Annotated in this window: 22 protein-coding genes and 1 tRNA gene; 8 read left to right on the plus strand and 15 right to left on the minus strand. The window is 70.4% G+C overall.

Going from position 1 to position 25,378, the window contains the following annotated elements; genetic code table 11:
* Positions 1 to 499: 499 nt before the first annotated feature.
* Positions 500 to 1,933, minus strand: a complete 1,434-nt coding sequence (locus Q9S78_RS10180; RefSeq protein ID WP_311870151.1) for a zinc-dependent metalloprotease — start codon at positions 1,931 to 1,933, stop codon at positions 500 to 502.
* Between the two features lie 126 nt (positions 1,934 to 2,059).
* On the opposite strand from Q9S78_RS10180, the gene Q9S78_RS10185 reads away from it, so the two are divergent.
* Both Q9S78_RS10185 and Q9S78_RS10190 read left to right on the plus strand, forming a co-directional pair.
* Entirely contained in the window at positions 2,060 to 3,184 is a 1,125-nt protein-coding gene (locus tag Q9S78_RS10185; RefSeq protein ID WP_311870152.1) for a YlbL family protein, read from the plus strand.
* An 80-nt stretch (positions 3,185 to 3,264) separates the two neighbouring features.
* Entirely contained in the window at positions 3,265 to 6,186 is a 2,922-nt protein-coding gene (locus tag Q9S78_RS10190) for a UPF0182 family membrane protein (RefSeq protein ID WP_311870153.1), read from the plus strand.
* 24 nt (positions 6,187 to 6,210) lie between these two features.
* Here Q9S78_RS10190 and Q9S78_RS10195 read toward each other — a convergent pair whose 3' ends face one another.
* From Q9S78_RS10195 to idi, 7 genes are read right to left on the minus strand one after another with little or no spacing between them, the layout of a single operon-like run.
* On the minus strand, positions 6,211 to 7,086 hold the full coding sequence (locus Q9S78_RS10195) for a prenyltransferase (RefSeq protein WP_311870154.1): 876 nt from the start codon (positions 7,084 to 7,086) through the stop codon (positions 6,211 to 6,213).
* Positions 7,083 to 7,391: a lycopene cyclase domain-containing protein gene (locus tag Q9S78_RS10200; protein WP_020097123.1), complete on the minus strand. Its 309-nt coding sequence runs from the start codon at positions 7,389 to 7,391 to the stop codon at positions 7,083 to 7,085. Before Q9S78_RS10200 ends, Q9S78_RS10195 begins: the two co-directional genes overlap by 4 nt.
* Positions 7,388 to 7,720 (minus strand): lycopene cyclase domain-containing protein, encoded by a 333-nt coding sequence (locus tag Q9S78_RS10205; RefSeq protein ID WP_018188244.1) that lies wholly within the window; start codon positions 7,718 to 7,720, stop codon positions 7,388 to 7,390. Before Q9S78_RS10205 ends, Q9S78_RS10200 begins: the two co-directional genes overlap by 4 nt.
* Positions 7,721 to 7,725: 5 nt before the next feature.
* The gene (crtI, locus tag Q9S78_RS10210) at positions 7,726 to 9,279 is read right to left on the minus strand and encodes a phytoene desaturase family protein (RefSeq protein ID WP_311870155.1); all 1,554 of its coding nucleotides are present in this window, start codon (positions 9,277 to 9,279) and stop codon (positions 7,726 to 7,728) included.
* Positions 9,276 to 10,154, minus strand: a complete 879-nt coding sequence (locus Q9S78_RS10215; RefSeq protein ID WP_311856950.1) for a phytoene/squalene synthase family protein — start codon at positions 10,152 to 10,154, stop codon at positions 9,276 to 9,278. Before Q9S78_RS10215 ends, crtI begins: the two co-directional genes overlap by 4 nt.
* Positions 10,151 to 11,215 carry a polyprenyl synthetase family protein gene (locus Q9S78_RS10220; protein WP_116228961.1) on the minus strand — a complete coding sequence of 355 codons (1,065 nt, stop codon included), beginning with the start codon at positions 11,213 to 11,215 and terminating at the stop codon, positions 10,151 to 10,153. The genes Q9S78_RS10215 and Q9S78_RS10220 overlap by 4 nt, the downstream gene beginning before the upstream one ends.
* On the minus strand, positions 11,212 to 11,757 hold the full coding sequence (idi, locus tag Q9S78_RS10225) for an isopentenyl-diphosphate Delta-isomerase (protein WP_311870156.1): 546 nt from the start codon (positions 11,755 to 11,757) through the stop codon (positions 11,212 to 11,214). The genes Q9S78_RS10220 and idi overlap by 4 nt, the downstream gene beginning before the upstream one ends.
* 119 nt (positions 11,758 to 11,876) lie before the next feature.
* On the opposite strand from idi, the gene Q9S78_RS10230 reads away from it, so the two are divergent.
* The gene (locus tag Q9S78_RS10230; protein ID WP_376716542.1) at positions 11,877 to 12,302 is read left to right on the plus strand and encodes a MarR family winged helix-turn-helix transcriptional regulator; all 426 of its coding nucleotides are present in this window, start codon (positions 11,877 to 11,879) and stop codon (positions 12,300 to 12,302) included.
* Positions 12,303 to 12,359: 57 nt separating this feature from the next.
* On the opposite strand, the gene Q9S78_RS10235 is transcribed toward Q9S78_RS10230, so the two are convergent.
* A tRNA-Met gene (locus Q9S78_RS10235) sits at positions 12,360 to 12,433 on the minus strand.
* Positions 12,434 to 12,513: 80 nt separating this feature from the next.
* On the opposite strand from Q9S78_RS10235, the gene Q9S78_RS10240 reads away from it, so the two are divergent.
* Positions 12,514 to 13,023, plus strand: a complete 510-nt coding sequence (locus Q9S78_RS10240; RefSeq protein WP_311870158.1) for a DUF6328 family protein — start codon at positions 12,514 to 12,516, stop codon at positions 13,021 to 13,023.
* Complete coding sequence (locus Q9S78_RS10245) at positions 13,020 to 13,829, plus strand: carbon-nitrogen hydrolase family protein (protein ID WP_311870159.1); 810 nt, start codon at positions 13,020 to 13,022, stop codon at positions 13,827 to 13,829. The genes Q9S78_RS10240 and Q9S78_RS10245 overlap by 4 nt, the downstream gene beginning before the upstream one ends.
* A gap of 15 nt (positions 13,830 to 13,844) precedes the next feature.
* On the opposite strand, the gene Q9S78_RS10250 is transcribed toward Q9S78_RS10245, so the two are convergent.
* Positions 13,845 to 15,053, minus strand: coding sequence for an aminotransferase class I/II-fold pyridoxal phosphate-dependent enzyme (locus tag Q9S78_RS10250; RefSeq protein WP_311870160.1), 1,209 nt, complete (start codon positions 15,051 to 15,053; stop codon positions 13,845 to 13,847).
* Positions 15,054 to 15,200: 147 nt separating this feature from the next.
* On the opposite strand from Q9S78_RS10250, the gene Q9S78_RS10255 reads away from it, so the two are divergent.
* Genes Q9S78_RS10255 through Q9S78_RS10265 form a run of 3 tightly spaced genes read left to right on the plus strand, consistent with a single transcriptional unit; the run spans position 15,201 to position 19,426 of the window.
* Positions 15,201 to 16,685 (plus strand): S1C family serine protease, encoded by a 1,485-nt coding sequence (locus tag Q9S78_RS10255; RefSeq protein WP_020097130.1) that lies wholly within the window; start codon positions 15,201 to 15,203, stop codon positions 16,683 to 16,685.
* Positions 16,686 to 16,739: 54 nt separating this feature from the next.
* Positions 16,740 to 17,984 carry a CDP-glycerol glycerophosphotransferase family protein gene (locus Q9S78_RS10260; RefSeq protein WP_020097131.1) on the plus strand — a complete coding sequence of 415 codons (1,245 nt, stop codon included), beginning with the start codon at positions 16,740 to 16,742 and terminating at the stop codon, positions 17,982 to 17,984.
* Positions 17,981 to 19,426, plus strand: a complete 1,446-nt coding sequence (locus Q9S78_RS10265; RefSeq protein ID WP_311870161.1) for a CDP-glycerol glycerophosphotransferase family protein — start codon at positions 17,981 to 17,983, stop codon at positions 19,424 to 19,426. The genes Q9S78_RS10260 and Q9S78_RS10265 overlap by 4 nt, the downstream gene beginning before the upstream one ends.
* A gap of 18 nt (positions 19,427 to 19,444) precedes the next feature.
* Here Q9S78_RS10265 and Q9S78_RS10270 read toward each other — a convergent pair whose 3' ends face one another.
* The 5 genes from Q9S78_RS10270 to Q9S78_RS10290 form a co-directional block, all read right to left on the minus strand.
* Positions 19,445 to 20,512 (minus strand): glycosyltransferase family 2 protein, encoded by a 1,068-nt coding sequence (locus Q9S78_RS10270; RefSeq protein WP_311870162.1) that lies wholly within the window; start codon positions 20,510 to 20,512, stop codon positions 19,445 to 19,447.
* Positions 20,509 to 23,031 (minus strand): CDP-glycerol glycerophosphotransferase family protein, encoded by a 2,523-nt coding sequence (locus Q9S78_RS10275; protein WP_311870163.1) that lies wholly within the window; start codon positions 23,029 to 23,031, stop codon positions 20,509 to 20,511. The genes Q9S78_RS10270 and Q9S78_RS10275 overlap by 4 nt, the downstream gene beginning before the upstream one ends.
* Positions 23,032 to 23,062: 31 nt before the next feature.
* The gene (locus tag Q9S78_RS10280) at positions 23,063 to 24,205 is read right to left on the minus strand and encodes an acyltransferase family protein (RefSeq protein ID WP_018188230.1); all 1,143 of its coding nucleotides are present in this window, start codon (positions 24,203 to 24,205) and stop codon (positions 23,063 to 23,065) included.
* A gap of 78 nt (positions 24,206 to 24,283) precedes the next feature.
* Positions 24,284 to 24,508: an SCO4848 family membrane protein gene (locus Q9S78_RS10285; protein ID WP_018188229.1), complete on the minus strand. Its 225-nt coding sequence runs from the start codon at positions 24,506 to 24,508 to the stop codon at positions 24,284 to 24,286.
* Positions 24,509 to 24,517: 9 nt separating this feature from the next.
* Positions 24,518 to 25,369 (minus strand): hypothetical protein, encoded by an 852-nt coding sequence (locus Q9S78_RS10290; RefSeq protein ID WP_311870164.1) that lies wholly within the window; start codon positions 25,367 to 25,369, stop codon positions 24,518 to 24,520.
* Between the last annotated feature and the right edge of the window lie 9 nt (positions 25,370 to 25,378).

Below are 25,378 nucleotides of genomic sequence, written 5' to 3' on the forward strand. Positions count from 1 at the left end.
GCGCGACGCGACGACGACGATCGGTTCGGGCGCCGTCGGTAGAGGCCATCGGGCGGTGTCGACGACGTCCAGTCCCGCGGCCTGCATCCCGCCGACGAGCGTGGTCTCGTCCTCGTGGCGCAGATCGGCCGGCAGCTCGACCCGGACGGCCGGTGCGGGCGCCGCCTCGGGAGCGAGGGCCTTCTCGATGCGACGCAGGAACGCATCCGCCTCGTCGTCGGTCGCACCGAGCTCCCGCGCCAGCGGCGCGAGCCGTGCATCCGGGATGCCGCTCACGAGGGCATCGAGCAGACGCTCCTGCCACGGCGTCAGACCGGTGAGCGGTCGCTCGTCGTCCATCCCGAGCTGGACGCTGGTCGGGGTCCGCCACAGCGGGGGATGAGAGGGGGCGAGACGCAGCATGCCGCGATTCTGACGTCGCGTCCCCGCGTCCGCCGGGGCCGTCCACAGGCGAACGCTGAGGACGGGCCTCAGAGCCGCTGTGGAGGAGGCTCGAGGATCAGACGGGGCGCGGACCCGTCGGACCGTCCTCGCCGGGCGCATCCGGCTCGTCTGGCTCGTCGTCGGCAGGAGCCGCATCCGTCGGATGCTCCGCGGCTGCCTCCTCGTCCAAGAGGGCCGCGAGGGCGTCGTCGAACGCATCGCGTTCGGGCTCCTCGCCCCGCTCGCTCGCCTGCAGCCGTGCCACCAGCGCGGCGGGATCGTCGATGTTCTCAGCCGTCGGGATCAGGTCGGGGTAATCCCAGAGGCGGTCGCGGACCGTCGGACCGACGGCATCCGTCACCGCGCGCCACATGGCGGCGGCTTCGCGCAGTCGACGGGGACGCAGTTCGAGGCCGACGAGGGAGGCCATCGCCTGTTCGCCGGGCCCGCCGACCGCGCGGCGGCGGCGGACGGCCTCGGCGATGCGGTCGGCGGAGGGCACGCGCGCGGTCGCGTCGGCGGTGACGACGTCGACCCAGCCCTCGATGGTCGCGAGGAGGTTCTCGAGCCTCGTCAGGGCGGCGACCTGAGCCTCAGAGCGCTGGGGGAGGAGGGCGCCGCTCTCGATGGCCGCCTTCAGCTCTTCGGGGGCCGACGGATCGAACCGCGAGGCGAGGTCCTCGAGGGCGTCCGTGTCGACGTGGACGCCGCGCGCGAAGTCGGTCACCTGCGAGATGACATGCAGGCGCAGCCACTTCGCGTGACGGAACAGTCGCGCGTGGGCGAGTTCGCGGGTGGCCAGCACGAGCGCGAGCTGGTCCTCCTCGATCTCGAGGTCGCGGCCGAAGTCCGCGAAGTTCTGCGGCAGGATCGCCGCGTCGCCCGTGGGCATGAGAGGGATGCCGACGTCGCCACCGCTCACGACCTCGAGCGATAGGCGTCCGATCACCGCACCCAGCTGCGACGCGAACAGGGCGCCGCCCACGCGGCGCATGAGGCGTCCCGCGCCCTGGATGGCCGAGCGCATCTCCTCGGGCGTCTGCGACTCGAGCGCTGCCATGAGCGCGTCGCTGATCGAGGTCGCCACCGGCTCGGCGAGCTCCTGCCACACCGGGAGGGTCGCCTCCACCCACTGGCCGCGGGTGATCGGCTGCGGAGCTTGCGCGAGCTCGGCGATCGCCGTCACCTCGCTGAGCCACAGCGCGGCGAGGGCGAAGGCCTGATCGAACTCGGTCCGCGACCCTGCCGTGATCCCCAGCCCGTCCTGATTCGCGATGTGCAGGGCCTGGGTCTTCGCGGCGGACCAGTCGAGGCCGTCGTCGTCCCCGTCACCGGCCATCGCCGCCTGGAACTGGCGCATGATGTTCTGCATCATCGCGGGGTCGATGCCCATGCCCGACAGCTGGCGGAGCTGCTCGGGGTCGATTCCGCCCTGACCGCTGAGCATGCGTCGGAGCATCTCGGCGAGGTCGTCGTCGCCGGGCAGATCGTCGTCCGAGGGATCGGTCATGTCAGGCGCCTTTCAGCAGGGGGGAGACGTCTCGTTCTACGCTAGTGGCAGGTTTTCTCCGCCCGGTCCGAGCGGGAGACGTCCCGTGTACGCCGGTCGCGAACGAGCGCCGGAGGAAGGACCCGCGTGTCGCTCTTCGACAACGCCGCCGAGCCGGCTGCCGCCCCGCCGTCCCGCCGTGCCCGTCGCTTCTCCGCGGGGGTCTGGGCTCTCGTCGTGGCGCTCGTCGCCCTGCTCATCCTGAGCTTCCTCCCCACCGGTTTCGTGATCCAGCGGCAGGGACCGGTCGTCAACACCTTGGGGTCGGCCGAGAATGCGTCCGGCGACGACGTCCCCCTCATCTCTGTGAGCGGTGCGAAGACGTACCCCACCGCGGGCGCCCTCGACCTCACCACCGTGCAGGTCGTCGGCAACCGCGAGACCACGCCGTCCTGGTTCGAGCTCGCGAAGGCGTGGCTCGATCCCGGCGAAGCCGTCCTCCCGATCGACGACGTGTTCCCGGCGGGGACGACGACCGAGCAGCGCAATGAGGAGAACGCCGCGCTGATGGTCGACTCCCAGAAGGAGGCCACGGCCGCCGCGCTCACCGAACTGGGGTACGAGGTCCGGGCCCACGTCGGCGTCGGCGCGCTGAGCGACGACTCCGCCGCGAAGGGCATCCTCGAGGTCGGCGACGAGATCGTCTCGGCGAGCGGCACGCCGATCGAGGACACCGCGCAGCTGCGATCCCTGATCAACGAGCGGAGAGGTCAGCCCGTCGAACTGGTCATCCGCCGGAACGGTGCCGAGCGGACGGTCACCGTGACGCCCTCGCGCACCACCACGAAGGACGGCACGGTCTGGATCATCGGGATCACGACCTCGCGGGACTTCGATTTCCCCATCGACGTGAAGATCCAGCTCGACCGGATCGGCGGGCCCAGCGCCGGCCAGATGTTCGCCCTCGGGATCATCGACACCCTGACTCCCGGCGAGCTCAACGGAGGCATGCAGGTCGCCGGAACGGGCACGATCGACGCCACCGGCACGATCGGGCCGATCGGCGGCATCCGTCAGAAGCTCTACGGCGCGAAGGATGCCGGGGCCACCTACTTCCTCGCCCCGGAGAAGAACTGCAACGAGGTCGTCGGCCACATCCCGGACGGCCTGCGCGTCGTCCCCGTCTCGACCCTCGACGACTCGCTCACAGCCCTCGACGCGATCCGCACCGGCACGGGCGTGGACAAGCTCCCCGTGTGCGCCGCCGGTTGAGTCCGCAGCGCCCCTGCGATTCCGCCCAGAGCGCATCCCGCCGCCGCCGTCCGCGAGTCGGCCCCGCCTAGGATGACAGTGTGACCTCGACACCTGCCGGACCGGCCACGTCCACCCCTCCGAACCCCGTTCGCCGCACGATCGCCATCACGGTCGGAGTCCTCGTGGTGCTGGTGATCGCGTTCTTCGCGTTCGCCAGCCTGTACACGGACTGGCAGTGGTACAAGCAGCTCGGCTACGACAGTGTGCTGGTGACGCAGTGGACGGCCCGTGTCGTCATGTTCGTCATCGGGTTCGTCGCGATGGCGGCCCCCGTCTTCGCAGCCATCCAGCTCGCGTACCGTCTCCGGCCGGTGTACGCCCGACTGAGCTCGCAGCTCGATCACTACCAGGAGGTCGTCGAGCCGCTCCGACGCCTGGCGATGTGGGGCATCCCCGTCTTCTTCGGCTTCTTCGCGGGCTTCGCCGCCTCGGCGCAGTGGGAGACCGCCTGGCTGTGGGCCAACGGTGTCACCACCGGTCAGAAGGATCCGCAGTTCGGCCTCGACACCGGCTTCTACCTGTTCCAGATGCCGTTCTACAGCGTCGTGCTCGGCTTCACGTCCGCAGTGCTGCTGATCTGCCTTCTCGTGACCGTCGTCGTCGCCTACCTCTACGGCTCGGTGCGCGTCGGGCAGCGCGAACTCCGCATCTCCAAGGCGGCCCGCATCCAGCTCGCCATCGTCGCTGCGCTGTATCTCGCCGTACAGGCGGTCAGCCTCTGGTTCGACCGGTTCAAGACGCTCACGACACAGGGCGACCGGTTCACCGGCGCCAGCTACGTCGATGTCAACGCGGTCATCCCGGGTCTCGCAATCCTGTCCATCGCCGCGGCGATCGTCGCCGCGCTGTTCGTCGTGACGGCCATCATCGGTCGGTGGCGCTTCCCGCTCATCGGAACCGCGCTGCTGATCGTCTCCTCCCTCGTCGTCGGCGTCGCCTACCCGTGGGCCGTCAGCCAGTTTCAGGTCGCGCCGAACCTCGAGACCTACGAGGCGCCCTACGTCGACCGCAACCTCGCGGCGACGAAGTTCGCCTACGGCATCGACGGGCTCGAGAAGACCGAGTACGAGGCGGTCACCACGGCAGAGAAGGGTCAGCTCCGCGCCGACGCCGAGACCACCGCGTCGCTGCGCATCATGGACCCTGCCATCATCGGACCCACCGTGCGCCAGCTCGAGCAGTACCGCTCGTACTACCAGTTCCAGAACCCGCTCGACGTCGACCGGTACGAGATCGACGGCAAGATGCAGGATGCCGTCGTGTCGGTCCGCGAGCTGAACCTCGACCAGCTGGGCAACGCCCAGTCCTGGTACAACAACACGCTCGTCTACACGCACGGCTACGGTGTCGTGGCGGCCAAGGGCAACGACCGCACCGCGGACGGCGATCCCGTCTTCCTCGAGCGCGGCATCCCGACCTCCGGCGACCTCACCAACGAGTCGAAGTACGAGCCCCGCATCTACTTCGGCGAGTCGTCGCCGCCCTACTCGATCGTCGGTGCCCCGAAGGGCAGCGACCCCGTCGAACTCGACTACCCGCGTGGCGAGGACGGCGCCGGTCAGACCCGTACGACGTTCACCGGCAACGGCGGCCCGAACATCGGCAACGCCTTCAACCGGTTGCTGTACGCGCTGAAGTTCCAGTCGACCGACATCCTGTTCTCCGACGGGATCAACGACGACTCGCAGATCCTTTACGACCGCAACCCGCGCGATCGTGTCCAGAAGGTGGCGCCCTACCTCGAGCTCGACAGCGATCCGTACCCGAGCGTCGTGGACGGCCGCGTCGTCTGGATCATCGACGGCTACACGCTGAGCAACAACTACCCGTACTCGTCGATCGTGAGCCTGCGGAACGCGATCTCCGACACCACGAACCGGGCGCCGAGCGTCGCGCTCGACGACGTGAACTACATCCGCAACTCGGTCAAGGCGACCGTCGATGCGTACGACGGCTCGGTCAAGCTCTACGCCTGGGACGACCAGGACCCGATGCTGAAGGCCTGGCAGAAGATCTACCCGTCGACGCTCCGCCCCATCAGCGAGATGTCCGGCGACCTGATGAGCCACGTGCGCTACCCGACGGACCTGTTCAAGGTGCAGCGCGCCATGCTCGGGACCTACCACGTCGACGACGCGCAGTCCTTCATCCGCCGTGACAACGCGTGGCGGACGCCGCAGGACCCGGTGACCCAGTCGAACTTGCAGCCGCCGTACTACCTGACGATGCAGATGCCGGGCCAGCAGGACCCGACCTACTCGATGTTCACATCCTTCATCCCGGCGGCAGAGGGTGATCAGGAGCGCAACGTGCTCATGGGCTACCTCGCGGTCGACGCCAACGCCGGCGGCACGAAGGGCGAGAAGAACCCCGATTACGGCAAGCTCCGCATGCTGGAGATCAGCGCGGATGTCTCGGTGCCCGGCCCCGGTCAGGTGCAGAACACCTTCAGCTCGAACGAGACCATCGCGCAGCAGGTGAACCTGCTGCGACAGGGTCAGTCCGAGGTCCGCAACGGCAACCTGCTGACCCTCCCCGTCGGTGGCGGTCTGCTCTATGTGCAGCCGATCTTCGTGCAGGCGTCGAGCGGAACCCAGCTGCCCGCCCTCCGCAAGATCCTCGTCGCGTTCGGTGACGAGGTCGCCTTCGAGGACACCCTGCAGGAAGCGCTCGACAAGCTGTTCGGCGGCGACTCCGGTGCGACAACAGGCGACGAGGGCACGACACCGTCGCCCGCGCCGAGTGGTTCACCGAGCCCCAGCGCGACGCCCGGCGGCGGACAGAACGAGACGCCCCCCGCGGGTGTCGGCGACGAGATCGCCCGCCTCCTGCAGCAGGCCCGTCAGGTCATGACGGCGCGTGACGACGCCATGCAGAAGGGCGACTGGGCCGCCTACGGCGAGCAGGACAAGGCGCTCACCGACATCATCAACCGGCTCATCCAGCTCGACGGGGAGTGATCCCGCTGATCTGGTGGGGGCGGTTCACGACAGGAACAGCCCCCACCAGATCACGAGCAGAGTCACCACGAATCCGGCGAACTGGTTGAGCCAGAGGAACCGGTCCCAGCCGCGGGTGGCGGAGGCGGCATCCGCGTCGCTCACCGAGCGGTAGGGCCACACGGTGGCGAGGTACGGCAGCGCGACGATCGCGGCAAGCGGTCCCGGCCACGCGGTCCCGAGGATCGCCACGCCCGACGCCGCGTAGGCGACGAGCGAGAACCGCACCGTCCACGCCGCGCCGCGCGCGGTGGCGATCGATGAGATCCCTGCCTCGCGGTCGGCGACGACATCCTGTACGGCGCCGAATGCGTGCGACGCGACACCCCACAGCGCGAATGCCACGATGATGAGCACGAGCTGCGGCGTCCACGTCGCGCCGGTCAGAACGAGGGCGTACACGGCGGGCGAGAAGAAATGGATGCTGCTCGTCACCGAATCCGCGAAGGGGCGCTCCTTGAGGCGCAGGGGCGGCGCGCTGTAGAAGACGACCGCGAGCAGACTGAGCCCCAGGACGAGCCACGACAACGGTGGGCCCGACAGCACGAGGAAGACGACGAAAGGGAGACCCAGCAGACCCGACGCCCACAGGGTGGGGGCGTGCAGGCTCTTCTCGAGGATCGCTCCGTGCGCTCCGCCCTTGCGCGGGTTCCGCAGGTCGGACTCGTAGTCGAACACGTCGTTGATGCCGTACATCGCGACGTTGTACGGGATCAGGAAGAAGATGGTCCCGATGACCAGGACGAGGTCGATCTCGCGTGCGGCCAGCAGATACGCCGCCGCGAACGGATATGCCGTGTTGATCCAGCTCACGGGGCGGGAGGACACGAAGAGCTGGCGGGCGAAGCGGAGGGGCGTCACGCGGCATCCCTCCTCTCGGGCAGCAGGGCACCGATCGCCGGGAGGAGGAAGGCGACGCACAGCGGGTAGGCGAAGTCCTCTATCGGGGCGAGGCCGACGCGGATGCCGCTGATGTGCTCCTCGGGGTAGGTGAAGAGGTCGGCGGCGATCATCACGTTGTCGAACACCGCCGTCAGGAGGACGAGGATGCCGGCGGTCCACAGCGAGGCGACCAGGCGCTCTCGTCGCTGCGGGCGGCGGAGGGAGAAGAGGGTCACGACGACGGTGACGACGACGAACGGGAGGACGATCAGCGGGTAGGTCATGCGGCGTCCCGGCTCCGTGCTCGCGTGCGTCTCCGCGTGACGAGAGCGTGGACGACCAGCGTCAGGTGGCAGAGGAACGCCAGGAAGACGGGCTCCTCGAGAGGCAGGTGGGGGGCGAGATCGATGCCGACGAGCAGAGGGCTGTCGCCGCGGACGAAGACGCCGGTCGCGATGCCCACCAGGTCCCATACGAGAAGGAAGGCCGTACCGCACGCGATGAGCAACAGGCTGCGACCGGGGTCGGCGGCCACCGCGAGGCGGTGCCTCAGATCGATCGCGATCACACCGAGCGCCGAGAGGATCAGGGCGCCCAGGTACAGCCCGGGCACCGCCGTCAGCGTTCCGAGGCGAGCGGCTCGGGAAGCCGTCCGGTGGACACATCCCCGTCGAGGAGCTTCACGACGAGCTCGGCCGAGATGAGGCACATCGGAAGGCCGACGCCGGGGAGCACGGTCTGACCGGCGTAGAGAAGGCCGTCGACCTTCGAGCGCAGCCCCGGGCGGAACATCGCCGACTGCCCGAGGGTGTGAGCGAGGCCGAGCGCGCCGCCCCGGAAGGAACCGAAGTCGGCGGCGAAGTCGCCGGGCGAGATGGTGCGGCGCACACGGACGCGATCGGCGAGATCGGCGACACCGGTCCACGACGCGATCTGAGCGATGACGGCATCCGCAGCGGCTTCGATCGCCGGGTCGCCGGCGCCGTCGACTCCGCCGTGTCCGAGCTCTGGCGCGGCGGGCATGGGGACGAGGACGAAGAGGTTCTCGTGGCCGGCGGGCGCCACGTCGTCATCGGTGGCGCTCGGCCGGCAGACGTACAACGAGGCGGGGTCAGGGATCGCACCGGCGTGCTCCGCGCCGAAGATCGCGTCGAAGTTCGCCTTCCAGTCCTTCGTGAACAGCAGGGTGTGGTGTTCGAGCTCGGGAAGCTCGCCTTCGACGCCCAGGAGGATCAGGAGAGCTCCGAAGGACGGCACGCGCTTGTCCCACCACGCGTCGCTGCGAGACCGCAGCTCCCGCGGAAGCAGCGCGGTCTCGGTGTGGTGCATGTCGGCGGTCGAGATGACGTGGTCCGCCTCGATGCGGGTGCCGTCGGCGAGACGGACGCCGGTGGCCACATCGCCGACGGTGATGATCCGCTCGACGCGGCTGCCGGTGCGGATGACCGCGCCGCGCTCTTCGGCGAGGCGGGCGATCGCCCGGATGATCTGCACGAAGCCGCCGCGGGGGTAGAGCACGCCGTCGTCCAGGTCGAGGTGGCTCATCAGGTGGTACAGGCTCGGCGCGTCGTACGGCGAGCCCCCGAGGAAGACCGCCGGATAGCCGAGGACCTGTCGCAGGACCGGGTCGGCGAACCGCTTCTCGACGTGCGTCGACAGGGGGCGCAGGAGGAGCGGCAGCAGCGTGCCGAGCTTGCTCAGCACGTCGGGGTGGGTCAGCCCCTTCAGCGAGATGTAGGGGTCGTACAGGAAGCGCGAGACCGCGAGGTCGTAGATCTCGCCGGCGGAGTCGAGGTACGTCGCGAGGTTCTCGCCGGCGCCGCTCTCGCGGGCCTCGAACGCGGCGACGGCGGCATCCCGTCCCGAGACGACGTCGAAGGGCTCGCTCTCGCCCTCGTGGTACACGCGGTAGGCGGGATCCAGCCGCACGAGGTCGAGCTGCTCGGCGGCCGTGGTACCGAGCAGAGCGAAGAAGTGATCGAAGACCTCGGGCATGAGGTACCAGCTGGGGCCGGTGTCGAAGCGGAAGCCGTCCTTCTCCCAGCTGCCGGCGCGCCCGCCGACGTCGTCGAGCGCCTCGAGGACGGTGACCTCGTCGCCTCGGTCGGCGAGGAGCGCAGCGGTGGCGAGGCCGGTGATGCCTCCTCCGATGATCGCGATGCGGCGGGTCATGCGGGGGACCTCCGGGAGGGTCGTCGGGCGGGGAGGACGGTGCGGTGGGCGACGGCCGCGCGGACCGCGATCGCCGCCTTCACGGGGTTCGGGACGCGGACCCTCGTGTCCAGATCGGCGGTGCGGTGCAGGCGGTCGGCGAGCGAGGCGAACAGGCCGTGCGCGGTCGCGACCGCGACGCGGCAGTCCGCGGGCAGGAGCGGGATCGTGGCGGCCGCGGCATCCAGGTCGGCATCGATGCGTGCGAGGACCTGCTCGCGTCGCTCGGCGCCCCCGTCGACGCCGAGGTAGTCCCGGCCCAGGCGGCCGGCGTCGTCGGCGTGGTCGCGCAGGAAGTTGATGTCCTGGAAGGCGGCCCCGAGGCGGCGCGCGCCGGACACCAGGGCCGGGTCCGGGTCGCGCGGCGCGGCGGATCCCGCGTTGACGAAGACCTGGAGGCACATGAGCCCGACGACTTCGGCGGAACCGTAGACGTAGTCGTCGTGCGAGGCGTCGTCGTGCTGGGCCTGCTCAAGGTCGGTGCGCATCGAGGTGAAGAACGGCTCGATGTGCACGCGGGCGATCCCGCACTGGCGGGCGGTCCGCGCGAAGGCGTGGACGACGAGGTTGGCGCTGAACCCTCGCGCGATCGCGGCGTAGGTCTCGGCCTCGAGTGCGTCGAGGACGTTCCGCTGCTCGTCGAGCGGGACGCCGGCCGCCTCGGCCGCTCCGTCGACGATCTCGTCGGCAACGCGCACCAGGGCGTACACGTTCCGCACGTGCGGGCGCACGCGTCCGCCGAGGAGGTTCGTCGCGAGCCCGAACGAGGTCGAGTAGGCACGGATGACGGATGCCGCCGCCACCGTCGCGGTCTCGTCGTAGAGCGTGTCGGTCATCGGGGGATGCGGTCCTCGACGGCGGCGGCCAGTGCGGCGAGGAGGACGACGGCGTCGCGGGGGAGCGAGGCGTCCGCCGCACGGCCGCGCGCCGAACGGAGGGTGTCGGCGATCAATTCGACCGCTCGCTCGCGCGCGCCGCTGGCGGCCAGTTCGCGCTGTGCTTCGGCGATCGCGATCGGCCCGGTCGGCGCCATCGCGAGGGCGGAGGCGATGCGCGGCCAGGCCTCGGTCTCGGCCGCCATGGCGATGAGCGGGGTGCGCTTGGACGCACGGAGGTCCGCCCCCGGTTCGCGTCCCGCCTCGGCGCGCGACCCGAAGGTGCCGATGAGGTCGTCGGCGAGCTGGAAGGCGACCCCGATCGCGGACCCGGCCGATTCGAGGGCGGCCCGCTCGTCGTCGCTCGCCCCCGCCAGCAGTGCGCCTGCGGCGAGGGGAGCCTGGAAGGAGTAGAACGCCGTCTTGTCGCGTGCCGTGCGGATGAGCGAGTCGGCCGGGGGGAGGTCGGCGCCGATGGTCTGCTCGACGTCGGCGAGTTCGCCCGCCGCGGAGACGAGGAGCGCGTCGTCGAGGAGGACGAACAGGGCAGCCCGCTGGGTGGCGGTGACGGGCGCGGTCGCGATGAGCCTCGTCGCCTCGAACAGCAGCAGGTCGCCGGCGAGGACGGCCGCGGCTGCGCCGAGCAGGTTCGCATCGTCGTGGTCGCCGCCGAGGGCGTGTGCGCGTTCACGGAACCGTCCGACGACGTTCGGGATGCCGCGCCGTTCGACGTCGCCGTCGATCAGGTCGTCGTGGACCACGAACGCCGCGTGGAGCAGCTCGAAGGCCGCGGCGACGCGCCAGAGCCCGGGGGAGTGTCGGATGTCGCCGCCGAACGCCTCGAACGCGGCGACCACGAGCGCCGGCCGCAGGCGCTTGCCACCGGTGGCCGATGCCGCGGTCGCCTCGCCGAGCGCCGCGGAGGCTTCGCCGAGGGCGGCCGATCGGATGCGCAGGCGGTCGAGTGCGACCTCGAGCGCGTCATCGATCTCGCGTCGGGCGATCGATGACAGGGCGATCACGAGGCTCTCCTGCGGGCGTCTGGCACCAACTCGAGCTGCTGCGCCTGGAGGACGAGCCACGGGCTGAAGGCCCAGGGGGCGGCACTGATCGACGTGTCCAGGTCGGCGGGGTCGACCCAGCGCGCCTCCGCGACTTCGTCGGGGTTGAGGCGGGGTTCGTCGTCCGTGTAGGCGACGTACACCGGGCAGATCTCGTTCTCGACGATTCCCGACGCGTCGACGGCGCGGTAGCGGAACTGCGGCAGCGTGAGGGTGACGTCGCGGAGTGTGAGTCCCACTTCGTGGGCCGCGCGGCGGTGGACGGCATCCACCATCGACTCCGAAGGGCCCGGGTGCCCGCAGAACGAGTTCGTCCACACGCCCGGCCAGGCGGCTTTGCTCAGGGCGCGGCGGGTGACGAGGAGCTCGCCGCGCGAGTTGTAGACGTGGCAGGAGAATGCCAGATGAAGATGCGTGTCGGTACCGTGGACCGTTGCCTTCGGAGCGGTGCCGATGTCGTGTCCGTCGTCGTCCAGCAGAACGACGTACTCGATGTCTGACACAGGTCCTCCGTACTTTGCTAGATTATCTAGCAATCAATCGTCATGCTACCTATCGAGCGAGGAGGTGTCCAATGGTGGCTAATCCATGGATTCCGGGCAGTGAGCGCGATGCCGTCGTGATGAGCGCCCTCGAAGCGATCCGCGCGTTCTCCGACTCCTTGGATCGAATGTACGCGGGTATGCGCGGTGACATGGACATGAACACGACCGACCTCGCCGCGCTCCGGATGCTCATCATCCGCGAGCAGCACGGGGAGGTGGTCAAGCCGAACGACCTCGCCACCCACCTCGCCATCTCGACGGCGTCGACCACGAAGCTGCTCGACCGTTTGACGGCCGCCGGTTACCTCGTCCGCAAGCCGCATCCGCATGACCGCCGCGCCCGCATCGTGGCGCTCACGGATGAAGCGCGAGTCACCTTCCGTCGCCACTTCGGCGAGCGGCTCCAGCGCATGCGTGACGCTGCAGACGCCTACACCGACGAGGAATTGCGCGCGATCGTGCGCTTCCTCGCCGACATCGAGCGCGCGATGCTGCCCGCCTGATCGAACCGGACAACGAAGAAGGCGCCCCCTCCGGAGAGGGGACGCCTTCTTCTTTCGTTGCGGGGACAGGATTTGAACCTGCGACCTCTGGGTTATGAGCCCAGCGAGCTACCGAACTGCTCCACCCCGCGGCACAAGAGAAAACACTAGCACGCGTTTCAGGCGGACGCGAATCGGTGCCGGAAAGCCCCGAGTTCGGCAGGATGAGGACATGCTTCCGCGTGAAATCGACGCCGCCGCCGACGCACAGACGGACGGGCGCGACGAGACGCGAGACGAGCGGGCCGACCGCAACTGGAACGAGGTTCTCCAGGAGCTCCGCGTGCTGCAGACCGGAACTCAGATCCTCACGGGCTTCCTCCTCGCACTCGCGTTCCAGCCGTCGTTCGGGGATCTCGCCGGGGCGCAGCGCATCGGCTATCTCGTCCTCGTCCTCCTGTCGGCCCTGAGCGCCGTCGTCGCCCTCGCGCCCGTCTCGGTGCACCGCATCCTGTTCGCACGTCGTGCGAAGCCCACGATCGTCCGCTTCGGTCACGGCTGCATGCTCGTCGCCCTCGGTCTCGTCTCCGCGCTCCTGGTGGGCGTCGTCGCGTTCGTCTTCGATGTCGTGGTGGGGCGTGCGGCATCCTGGATCGCAGGCGTCGCCCTAGGCATCGTCATCGTCGCCCTCTGGCTCGTCGTCCCTGTCATCACCCGCTTGCGGTCGGAAAGGACCCCATGACCGACTCGCCCCTCGGCGTCGCAGTGGCGCAGTTCGCGCCGTCCGCCGACGAGACAGCCAACCTCGAGGCCATCTCGGAACTGGTCGCCCGCGCCCGCGGCCGAGGCGCGCGGGTCGTTCTGTTTCCCGAGTACTCGAGTTACTTCGTCGACCCGTTCGACGCCTCGCTCGCCGAGCACGCGCAGGACCTCGACGGCGCGTTCGTGACCGCCCTCACGGCACTGGCGCGTGACCACGACGTCGTGATCGTCGCGGGGCTCGTCGAACGTTCCGACACGGACGGGCTCGTGCGCAACACCGTCGTCGCGGTGGATGCCGGTGGGCTCATCGCGCGCTACCGCAAACTCCACCTCTACGACGCGTTCGGACAGCGCGAGTCGGACTGGGTGGAGCCGGGAGCGCTGGAGGAACCCGAGACGTTCGAGGCTTGCGGCATCCGCTTCGCCCTCATGACCTGCTACGACCTGCGGTTCCCCGAGGTCTCCCGCGTGCTCGCCGACACGGGAGCGCACGTCCTCCTCGTCGCCGCGGAGTGGGTGCGCGGGCCTCTGAAGGAGGATCACTGGCGAACGCTCCTCCAGGCTCGGGCCATCGAGAACACGCTCTACGTCGCGGGTGCCGATCACCCGCCGCCGTTGGGCGTGGGGCACTCGATCGTCATCGACCCGCAGGGAGTGCCCGTCGTGACGATCGGCACGGGCACGGATGTCGCCGTCGCCCACGTCGACGCGGCGACCGTCGCCCGCGTCCGCCGTGTCAATCCCGCGCTGGCCCTTCGGCGGTACACGGTCGCTCCGCGCGACTGAGCCGCCTCCGGGGGGTCACGACGCGGATGCCGCCAGCCGCCGCGCCGCCTCGGCGATGACGTCCGTCCGCTTGCAGGCCGCGAATCGGACCAGGGTCTCGTACCGATCCCGGTGCTCCGGCGTCGCGAACGCGGTGAGCGGGATCGCGGCGACACCGACGCGTTCGGGGAGGGCGCGGCAGAACGCGGCGGCATCCTCGCCGGGAGCGAGCATCGAACGCACATCGGCGACCGTGAAGTACGAACCCGCGGGCGTGGACACCTCGAACCCGGCGTCGCGCAGGCCCGCGCCGAGCAGGTCGCGGCGCTCCCGCTGGGTCGCGGCGAGGTCGTCGAAGAAGGTGTCGGGCAGGCCGAGACCGACGGCGATGGCGGGTTGGAAGGGTGCTCCGTTGACGTACGTCAGGTACTGCTTGACGGCCAGCACCGCGTCGACGAGGTCTGCCGGCCCGCTCACCCAGCCGACCTTCCACCCCGTGGTTCGGAACGTCTTGCCGCCCGACGAGATGGTGAGGGTCCGCTCGGCGGCGCCGGGCAGCGTCGCGAGGGGAACGTGGTCGGCGTCCATGACGAGGTGCTCGTAGACCTCGTCCGTGACGATCAGCGCGTCGTGACGCTCGGCGAGTCGGACGATCTCGTCGCGGACCTCGTTCGAGAACACCGTTCCGGTCGGGTTGTGGGGGTCGTTGACGAGGATGATCCGGGTGCGGTCGCGGACGGCGGCACGCAACTCGTCGACGTCGGGTTCGAGCGACGGCCAGCGCAGCGGCACGGGCACGAGGCGTGCACCGGCCAGGGCGACGGCGGCCGCGTACGAGTCGTAGTACGGCTCGAAGACCACGACCTCGTCGTCCGGCCCATCGAGCAGGGCGAGGAGGGCGGCGGTCAACGCCTCGGTGGCTCCGGCCGTGACGAGGATCTCGCGCTCGGGATCGACGTCGATGCCGTAGAAGCGGTGCTGATGATCGGAGACCGCCTCCCGGAGGACCGGCATTCCTCGTCCGGCCGGGTACTGATTCACTCCGTCGCGGATGGCGGCGATCGCCGCGTCCAGCACCTCGGGCGGTCCGTCCTCGTCGGGGAACCCCTGGCCGAGGTTGACGGCATCGTGGCGGACGGCGGCGGCGGTGATCTCGGCGAAGATCGTCGGGGCGAGCTCGCCGGCGGGGGAGAGGAGGCCTGCGCCGCGCGCCGCGCGTTGCCAGGCGCCGGGGATGTGCAGCACGGGGCCAGCGTAACGCTCCGCCTCGCGGGACGCCCTCGTGGGCGACCCGCGGCGGCGTCTGCTCCCATAGGCTGATCGGAGGGTCGGCATAGCTGGTCCACAGACTCCGGGAGCACTCTGAAGACGCCTCGGAAAAGGAGCAGTCCCATGAGCGATTCGAACACCCCCGACCCCCACACGCCTGACGCAGCGGTGCCGCCGCGTCCGCCGATGCCCGACTCGGGTGCGCCCTCGCAGCCCACCGCATCGACGACGCCCCTCGCGCAGCCGGCCGGCCAGGGCTGGTACGCGCAGCCGCACGGCCAGCAGCCGTACGGCCAGCACTCCCAGGGCCCGGATTCACACGGACAGCACGCCCCGGGCGCGGCGTTCTCGTCGCAGCCGGCGGGCGCGGTCGCCGACGACGGCCACGCGCGTCCGCACGACGCGAAGATCGGCTCCGGCAAGATCGTCGCCGTCCTCGTGGCCGCCGCGATCGTCGGCGCCGTCTCGGGCCTGGGCGGCGCGGCGATCGGCAGCGACGTGTTCCACCAGAACGGCACGGTCGCGTCCTCGAACGGCACGACCCAGGTCACCGTCAACGACCCCGATAACGTCAACCAGACCACCGGAATCGCGGCGAAGACCCTGCCGAGCGTCGTCACCATCAGTGCGACATCGTCGAACGGCGGCGGCACCGGCTCCGGCGTGATCCTCAGCGAGGACGGCTACGTCGTGACCAACACGCACGTCGTCACCCTCGACGGTGCGAGCTCGGACGTCGCCCTGCGGGTGACGACCTCGGACGGTCGCGTCTACGACGCGAAGGTCGTCGGCACCGATCCGATCTACGACCTCGCCGTCATCAAGCTGACGGGCGCGACCGGACTGACCCCGATCGACTTCGCGGACTCGACCAAGCTGAACGTCGGCGACACGACCGTCGCGGTCGGCGCGCCGCTCGGCCTGTCCAACACCGTCACGACCGGAATCGTCAGTGCGCTGAACCGCTCGATCCAGATCGCCTCGTCGGCGGTACCCGATTCGGGCGAGCAGCAGGAGGATCAGGGGCAGAACGGCCAGTCCCCGTTCCAGTTCGACTTCGGTCAGGGCCAGCAGCAGGGGTCGGGATCGGCCGGGACCATCTCCATCGCCGTGATCCAGACGGATGCCGCCATCAACCCGGGCAACTCCGGCGGCGCGCTCGTCGACGACGAGGGCAAGCTGATCGGCATCAACGTCGCCATCGCCACCGCCGGCGGCGGGTCGTCGTCCTCCAGCGAAGCCGGGTCCATCGGCGTGGGCTTCTCGATCCCCTCGAGCGTCGTCAAGCGCGTGACCGACGAGATCATCAAGGACGGCTCTGCGACGCACGGTCTGCTCGGCGCCATGGTCGGCAACTCGGCGGACCAGAAGGACAGCACCGTGGCCGGTGCCCTCGTCAGCGATGTGACCTCGGGTGGGGCAGCGGCGAAGGCGGGATTGAAGGCCGGCGACATCGTCACCGAGTTCAACGGCGTGCCGGTCCGCGACGCGACCGACCTGACCGCTCAGGTGCGCGCCCTGGCCGCCGGTTCCGACGCGAGCGTCGTCTACGTCCGCGGCGGGAAGTCCTTCACCGCCGACGTGACGCTCGGCAAGCTCACCGACTGACCGCTCCGACGCGACCTTCCGAGTCACGACCCCACCCCGCGATAGGCTCGCGGGATGGGGTCGTTCTCGTTCTCGTCGGGCAACGGCGCGCAGGTGGCCCGGCTCCCGCTCCATGTGCTGGGCCTCGTGGCGACGCGGATCATCCCGAGGTCGACCGACCTGTGGGTGTTCGGGTCGGCTGCCGGCGTCGGCGAGGGTGCGTGGGCGCTCTGGCAGGTCGCCGCGGAGCAGGGTGAGCGAGCCGTCTGGCTGACCGGGTCGGCGCGCGACGACGAGATGGCTCGGCGTGCCGGTATCCCCTCGGCCCGCAAGCAGGGCTTCCGCGGCTTCTGGCTCACGGCGCGCGCACGAGTGGTCGTCGTCACGCACGGCGCCGGTGACGTCAACCGATACGCGACGGCGGGATCCTTCCTCGTGCAGCTCTGGCACGGCATCCCGCTGAAGCGGCTCGGTCTGGATTCCCCGGTGACCGCGCGCGCTCCCCTCCCGATCCCGGGCTTGGCGCGGCTCCTCCGGGTCGCCTACGAGCGGACCCAGCGCCGCATCCGGCTCCTGCCCGCCGCATCGCACCTCGTCCGCGGCCGCCTCGAGTCCGCGTTCGGGCTCGGGTACGACCGGATCGTGGTCACGGGCGAACCGCGCGTCGACGTGCTTTCGACGGGCCCTTCGGCAGCGGAGGCGCAGAGCACGGTCGAGTCCCTCGTCGGCTCCGTGGGGTCCTCCCGCCTCGTGCTGTACGCCCCGACGTGGCGCGACGGCGCACCCGACCCCGCCGTCCCCACGGCGGAGGAGTGGCACGCGATCACAGCGTCCCTGGCCGCGCAGGATGCCGTGCTGGTGATCCGCTCGCACCCGCTGGGCGCGGGCGAATACTCGCCGCCGGACGCGGACGGACGGGTGCGCCTCCTCGGGGCGGATCTGCTCCCCGACGTGACCCCCGTCCTCCGCGCGTTCGATGCGCTCATCACCGACTACTCCTCGCTCGTGTTCGACACCGCGCTGATCCCGCTGCCGGTCGTCTTCTTCGCCCCGGACGAGGCGCAGTACGCCGCGGAGCGCGGTTTCTACGGCCGGTACCGCGATGTCGCCGGGGAGGACGTCGCGACGAGCTGGGCCGAGGTGATGCGCCACCTCGACGGCGTGCTGCACGACGACTCCGAACGAGCCCGGCGCCTCTCCCGCGCCGAGGAGCTGAGCCGCCGCGTGCACGCCTACCGGGACGGTCGAAGTGCCGAGCGCGTGTATCGTGCCATCCGGCGCGCGCTCGCGTCGGCGCATCCGTCGAGGGGGAACGAATGATCCACGCCGCCCTGCAGGCGGGCGACGGCCTGGTCCTGAACGCACCCGGGGCCGCTCCCTCGGACATCCGCGCCATCGGTCCCCGTGCGACGGTGACGGCCGTGATCTCGACGACGGATGCCGGGTGGCGGGCTGTCCTGCCCCTTCGGGTCGCTCGGTGGGGCGGGCCGGTCCTCGCTCTTCCCCGCGGTCGGTACCGCCTCGAGGTCGACGGTCGGGTCCAGAGCCAGCGCGACGTCGTGGACCTCGGGCGGACGACGGGGGAGTCGCTGGCGGTGGAGCTCGCCGATGGTGCGGTGGTCGTCTCGCCGCCGCTGCGGGACGCAGACACGTCGCCGGCGGGCCAAGCGGCGCTCGAGCGTGACTATGCGACCGTTCGCGGACCGCTCGAGAACGCGGTGTTCTTCGAGAGCTTCTACGGGCGCAACGCCAGCTGCAACCCGCGGGCGATCGACGCGGAGATCTCCCGCGTCGCGCCTGCCGTCACGAGGTACTGGAGCGTCGTCGACCTCTCGGTGGAGGTTCCCGAGGGTGCCGTCGCCGTCGTCGAAGGCTCGCCGGAGTGGTGGCACGCCCGGGGGGTCTCCCGTCTCCTTGTCGTCAACGACTGGCTGCGGCGCCGCTTCGTCCGCCGCCCCGGCCAGCGCATCCTGCAGACCTGGCACGGAACGCCGCTCAAGCGTCTGGCCCTCGATCGGCCCGGCTTCGACCCGCGCCGCGCGCTCGCGGTGATCCGTGAGAGCCGGCGCTGGGACGTCCTCCTCGCACAGAACCCGTACGCGGCCCGCATCCTGTCGAAGGCGTACGGATTCTGGCGCCGTCCGGTGTGGGTGGAGGGCTACCCGCGGAACGACGTGCTCGCCTCAGGCGACCGGGACGCGGTCCGCCGGGGTCTGGGCCTCGAGCCCGATGACCGGGTGCTCCTGTACGCGCCGACCTGGCGGGACGATCGCGAGCAGATGGTCGACTACCTCGACCTCGAGCGGCTGGCAGCGGATGCCGGTGCCGTGATCCTCGTGCGCGGGCACTCCCGTACGCTCCTGCCCGGCGCCGACACGGGCGGGTCGCGCGTCATCGATGTGACGGCGTATCCCGACATCTCGACTCTGCTGCTGGCCGCCGACGCCCTGATCACCGACTACTCGTCCGTCATGTTCGACTTCACGGCGACCGGCAAGCCGATCTACTTCTTCGTCCCCGACCTCGCGCATTATCGGGGCAAGCTCCGTGGGTTCTACTTCGATCTCATCGAGCGGGCGCCCGGCCCGCTCACCTCGACGCAGGACGAGCTCACCGCGGCGCTGGCGGATCCCGGGGCGACGAAGGGTCACGCGGAGCGGTACGCGTCGTGGGTCGCGCGGTTCAACGCGCGTGACGACGGCCGCGCGGCCGAGCGGGTCGTCGCCCGTCTGCTCGATCAGGGGATGATCGCCCGCGACTGATGCCGCGGCATCCGCTCGTCACGGGAGCGGCGTGTTGCGGTCCAACCGGGAGGTGTCGACGGTGTCCTTCGCCCCGCGGAGCAGGCCGCTGAGGAACCCGCCGCCCCAGGACAGGTGCATCGTCGGAAGCACGACGGCGAGCCACGCGCGCTCCCGCACGCTGCGGCCGGCCGTCGCGCTGAAGCCGAGGATGCCGAGGACGTAGAGCGCGAGCGGCAGGTGGACGACGGACAGGATCGCGGACGCGACGCCGGTGATGAGGCCCGTCACCTGCAGGATCCCGAGGACGATGCTCGCGGCGACGGCGACGACGAGAGCCGGCGGAGCGAAGAAGCGGAGCGAGTTCTGCCGTCCGAGGCGTCGGACGAGCTCTCCGCGCCACGTCCCCGTGGCGACGAATTGACGCGCCAAGCGAGCCCAACTCTCGCGCGGCCAGTACGTGACGGACAGCCGCGGATCGAACCACACGCGGTATCCCGCGTGGCGGATCCGGAGATTGAGCTCCCAGTCCTCGCCGCGTCGGATGGTTTCGTCGAAGAGTCCGACCTCCTCCAGGACCGCGCGGCGCATCACCCCGAGGTAGGCCGACTCGGCGGGTCCTTCGGGCGCGCCGCCGTGGTACGCCCCTCCGCCGAGCCCGATGGGGGAGTTGTAGGCGATGGCGACGGCGCGTTGGAAGGGCGTCCGGCCGTCCGCCCGCATGACGCCTCCGACGTTCGCGGCGCGGACCCGATCGAGGGTCGCGAGAGCCTGGCGGGTGTATCCCGGCGCGAGTTCGGAGTGCGCATCGACGCGGACGATCGTCGGATGCCGGGCGCTGCGGATCGCCAGGTTCAAGGCCACCGGGATGTCGGCGCGGGGGTTGTCGACCAGGCGGATCCGCGGGTCGGCGTCGGCCAGGCGATGGGCGAGCTCAGTCGTGCCGTCGGTGGAGGGTCCGAGGGCGAGGACGAGCTCGGCCGGGCCGTCGACGTCCTGCTGGAGGACCGTCTCCACGGCCCGCTCCAGGTAGTCCCGCTCATTGAGCACGGGCATCACGAACGTGACCCCCGCACCGGGAGCGGGCACCGGCGCGTCGAGAGTCACCGTGCTCCGGGCGATCGTCGGGCAGGCTGGGTCGGCGCCGTCCGCGGGACGAGCGCGTCGAACTGCGCGAGGACCTCCGCGGTATAGGCGTCGACGTCGAGGGATGCGGGGGTCACACGGTCCTCGAGGAACGCCCGCATCCCGTCGGCGAGGGCGTCGTCGTCTCGGTCGACGATGTGCATGTCGTCGCCCGGGAGCGCGCCCCGGGCCGAGCCGAAGGCCGTCGACACGATCGGCAGAGCCAGCTGAGCCGCCTCGATCAGCACCATGGGCTGCCCCTCGTAATCGCTCGAGAGGACGAAGCAGTCGCAGCGCTCCATGACCGAGACCGGGTCGCGCAACGGCCCGGTCAGGAACACCCGTCCGGTGAGGCCCGCGTCGCGCACCTGCTGCTCCAGGGCGTTCCGGAGCGGTCCGCCGCCCACGATGAACAGCTGCGTGTCGGGGGCGGTGTCCGCCAGGCGCGCGAACGCCCGGATCAGCCGCGCGTGGTTCTTCTCGGTTGACAGGCGCCCGACGGTGACGAATCGGCGGATGCCGGGCACGGCGAGCGCGGTGTCGACGGCATCGCCCAGTCCGGCATCCTCGCTCTCCGGGCCGCTGTCCGCGGTTGGTGCCGTCGAGACCACGTCGGGCAGATTCCGGAGCGTGACGAACCGGTCGGCGGAGGCGAACTCCGCGAGTTCGGCGCGGTTGAGGTCGGTGAGGGCGGGGGAGACCGAGACGAGCTGGTCGTAGGCCCGGTACATCGCGAAGACGCGTCCGAGCGAGCGGCGGAAGGCCTGCTTGCCGTGAACCGTCCGATCCCGGTCGGCGGCCATCTCGTTGTGCAGCCAGATCGCACGGGTCGCCCGCGGCGAGTGGAGCAGCAGGTGTGCCCAGAACGGGCTGTAGCCGCTGAAGTCGGCGACCCAGTCGAACTTCGCGGACCCGAAGATCCTCGTCCACTCGTCGTGCCACAGGGACTTGTGGCCGAGTCGCCGGTGCGCCCGGAGCGGATCGGTGCTGACGTCCGCCACGCGGCGCAGGACCTGGCGCACCTTGAGCCCGTTCATGCCGCCGACCCGGAAGACCTGTCGGATGCCGGAGTCGAGCCGTGACTGGTTGTGCTGCGTCGTCGCGCCGCGCGGGTAGGCCATGAGAGCGGTGACGTCGTACCGCCGGGTGTCGAGCGAGTTGAGGAGGTTGACCGCGGCGGTCGTGATGCCGTTCAGCCGCATCCCGCCGAGGTAGAACAGCAACCGCGGTCGGTCGTCGCGGCGGACCGGCCGCACGCGGCGACCGTCCGTCAGTCCGCGGAAGACGATGTCGATCACCCGTGAGGTCGCCCGACCGTCGTCGAAGGGGACGAAGCGCTCGGCCCACTCCGCGTAGCGGGGGTGCGGCGTCGCGTCGTCCGCCATCAGTCCGGCGAGGTCGCGGCCGAGCTCGACGGGGTCGGTGCGGACGGGGCCTGGCAGCTCGTCGAGCGGCATGTAGGTGCCGCGGACGGCCGAGTAGTCGTCGCCGTCCGGGACGAGGAAGCCCACGGGACGGCCCGTGGCGAGGTAGTCGAAGAAGATCGACGAATAGTCCGTGACGAGGGCGTCCGCGAGTCCGAGCAGGACATTCGTCGCCGTGGTGTTGGGGACGAGGAGACGCTTCAGAGCGGGGATCCGCGTCGCCGCGCGGTGCACCACCTGGTGCGTCTTGAGGAGGACGGTCGTGTCGTCGCCCAGCTCTCGCTGCATGCCGGCGACCTGCTCGGCGAGGTGCGCGAGGTCGGCGTCCGGCGCCTGGAAAGACGATCCGCGCCAGGTGGGCGCGAACAGGACGATCCGCTTCCCGGTCAGGTCCGTCCCGAGCGCGCAGCCCAGTTCGGCGACGCGCTGCGCGCGTTCGGCGTCCGACATCCACTGCCGATCGATGCGCGGGTAGCCCTCCTCGATGATCGATCCGCGATAGACGTTCCGCAGCTGGTAGGCGTCTTCGTACATGGTCTCGGCCATGAAGGGGTTGGCAGCGAGCAGGTAGTCGGCGTTCAGCAGGTTGCGAAGCGTGTTCGCCGACTCGCGCGCGCCGCCGGGCATGTCGAACCCCATCAGCTTCAACGGTGTGCCGTGCCAGGTGTTCAGGTAGACCTGACCCGTGCGCTTGCTGAACGCCGGCGGGAACGTGGCGTTGTTGACGAGGTAGCCCGCGGTCGAGAGGGCCCGCCAATAGGCGCCGCTGCCGCGGCGGACGACCACGACGTTCGACGAACCGGCGAACTCGGCACGCACGGCGGCTGCGGCATCCGTGTCACTGATCGCCCAGATGTGCGTCAGGTCGGCGAACTCCGGGTCCGCCAGGAGCGCGCGGAAGATCGCCTCGGGGTTGCAGAGGGCGCCGTTGCCGGCGAACGACTCGTAGACGACGGTGCGGCGACGGATCGGGAGCGAGCGAGCCCACGCGATCTGCTCGGACGTCGGGATGCGCTTCGCGCGGGTGAGGGCCCAGCGGACGGCGCGGGTGACGGCAGGCGGAAGGGGCGAACGCATGTAGGTGTGCTGTGCTCTCGTCGACGGCAGATCAGGGCGCGACTTCACCCGCCCGGCGACGCGCTCGCGCCGCGACAGCTCGGTGGACGCGTCGCGCCAACGTATGCATTCTAGCTTCGACTCCCTCGTAGAACCCCCAGGCGACTAGGAGGCTGATCGGGATCCCGAGCACTCCGACGAGCAGCCAGGCCTCCGAACCGAAGGCGAATGCGAGGGTCGCGAGCACCGGCACGTGCACGAGGTAGAGACTGAACGAGATCTTCCCGAGCCATTGGATGGGTCGCGTCTCGAACAGTCGGATGGCCGGGCCCCAGGCGAGCGCCACCAGGACGATGCCCGCGGCACCCGGAGCCGCGAAGGCCCAGAGCACGGTGCTGAGGTCTGTCCCGCTGGGCACGATCGGCCGGGCCAGCCAGCTCGCGATGAGCATCGCGACGCTCACCAGCGTGAACAGGGGCATGAACCATCGGGGCCGCGGACGCTCCACCCACGCCAGCAGATCCGGCATCCGCGCCGCCATGATCGTGCCGACGATGAAAACCGGGAAGTAGAGCAGCTCGCTCTGCTCGAAGATGCGACCAGCGACGCTCAGGCCGCAGCAGACGATCACCGCTGCGAGCGCGTGACGCCGCACGAGGAGGGCGAGCGCCGTCGCCAGGGGCAGGACGATCGAGTACAGCAGTTCCCAGTGCAACGACCACAGGGGATTGTTGAGCGGGTACTGGCGCGGCACGAGCGATGCCTGCGCGAGGAAGGAACCGACCGATACCGACTCGGCGTGCGTCTCGGCCATCCATGATCCGGCTGGCATCGCGGAGCGATCGCGGGGGACGAGGAAGATGAGGAGGGCACTCAGCGCCAGCGAGGCGATCACCGGCCCGTAGAGGCGGACGACGCGAGCCGAGAGGAAGCCCATCCAGGAGAAGTTCTCTCGGAACACCGGGAGGACGACGACGAGACCCGACAGCACGAAGAAGACGAGGACCGCCTCATTGCCGGCGGTGAGGAGCTTCACCGGGGACTCGGAGATGACCGCCCAGCTGACGGTTCCCTCGAGGAGGGGTTCCGCGATCAGCAGCCAGTGGTGCAGGAGGACGACCAGCGCGGCGACCCCGCGCAGCCCGTCGAGGCTCTGGATTCGGCCTGTCGGCTGCTTCGGGGGAGTCGTGACCACTCGACAACGGTAGTCACTGTCGAACAGAGCCCCACACCACTTGCGCCGGGGCGGGGCCGTGTGCAGGACCGGACGTCGTCAGTTCCCCGTGCCGGTCGCCGCGACGATGGCGGCGACGAGGGATGCCGCCGCGAGCAGCAGCGCCGCTCCGATGAGGATCGCATGGACGGTGAGGAACCTCGTGGGACGACCGTTCGCGTCACGTGCCCGCGGATCGCGGGAGACACGGCGGTAGAACGTCGGCCAGACGATCACGTTGAAGGCGGCGTTCAGGATCAACAACGTGACGAGAAGGGGGAGCACGCGGCCACGCTACTCGTTGTCCGGGGCCCCGGCGCCGCCGTCTCCACGCCGACGTCGGCCGCGGAGACCGCGTCGGACCGACGGCGGGCGCACGGCGTCGCGAGGACGGGGGGCGAGTTCGCTCGGGAAGGCGAGGGGCGGCGGGCCGAAGGCGCTTCGGGCGCCCACGACGACGCGGCGGCCGAGGATGTGGTTGCCGCTGCCCCCCACGACCGCCCCGACGCCGAACGGGAGCGCCCGTCCGATGAGCGACGCACCGCCCTGCGCGGCGAACCGTCGGATGAAGGAGGCTTTGAGCCGATCGATGAGGGGGCCGACCATGGCCTTCGGCAGCGAGGTGGTCACCAGCTTGCCCCAGTAGGCGTCGCGTCCTGGGCCGACGCCCCGCACCTGGCCGGCGAACTGGCTGACGAGATCGACGCCCTCCTTGCCCGCCATGAGCGTGAGCACGAGAGCGCGGGCGCGGTCGGGATCGGTGACGCGGAAGCCGTGCACCTCCGCCAGGGACTGCGCGAACAGCGCGGTCGTCTCGAGGAATCCGACGGTCTCGGCTCCGCTGAGCGCCAGGGTGACCGCCGTGCCGATGCCGGGGACGACGGCAGTCGCTCCGACAGCGGCCCCACCGGTGGTCACGGCTGCCAGGTAGCGCCGTTCCAGTATCCGGATGACGTCGGCGGGCGTCGCCTCCGGATGACGTGACCGGATCGCGTGGAGGTGCGCTCCGACCGCCGGTTGCTGGACAGCGAGCACCCGATCGAGGACGCGGATGAGCCAGGGGTGCTCCGGCGAGCCGACCGGCGGGAGACCCCCCACCCAGGCGGCGTCATCGGGGAGCGAGTGGATGCGGGGAACGTCGGTCATGTGTGTGCT

Origin of the sequence: Microbacterium aquilitoris (assembly GCF_031932285.1) — a bacterium.
In the GTDB taxonomy this organism is placed as follows: domain Bacteria; phylum Actinomycetota; class Actinomycetes; order Actinomycetales; family Microbacteriaceae; genus Microbacterium; species Microbacterium aquilitoris.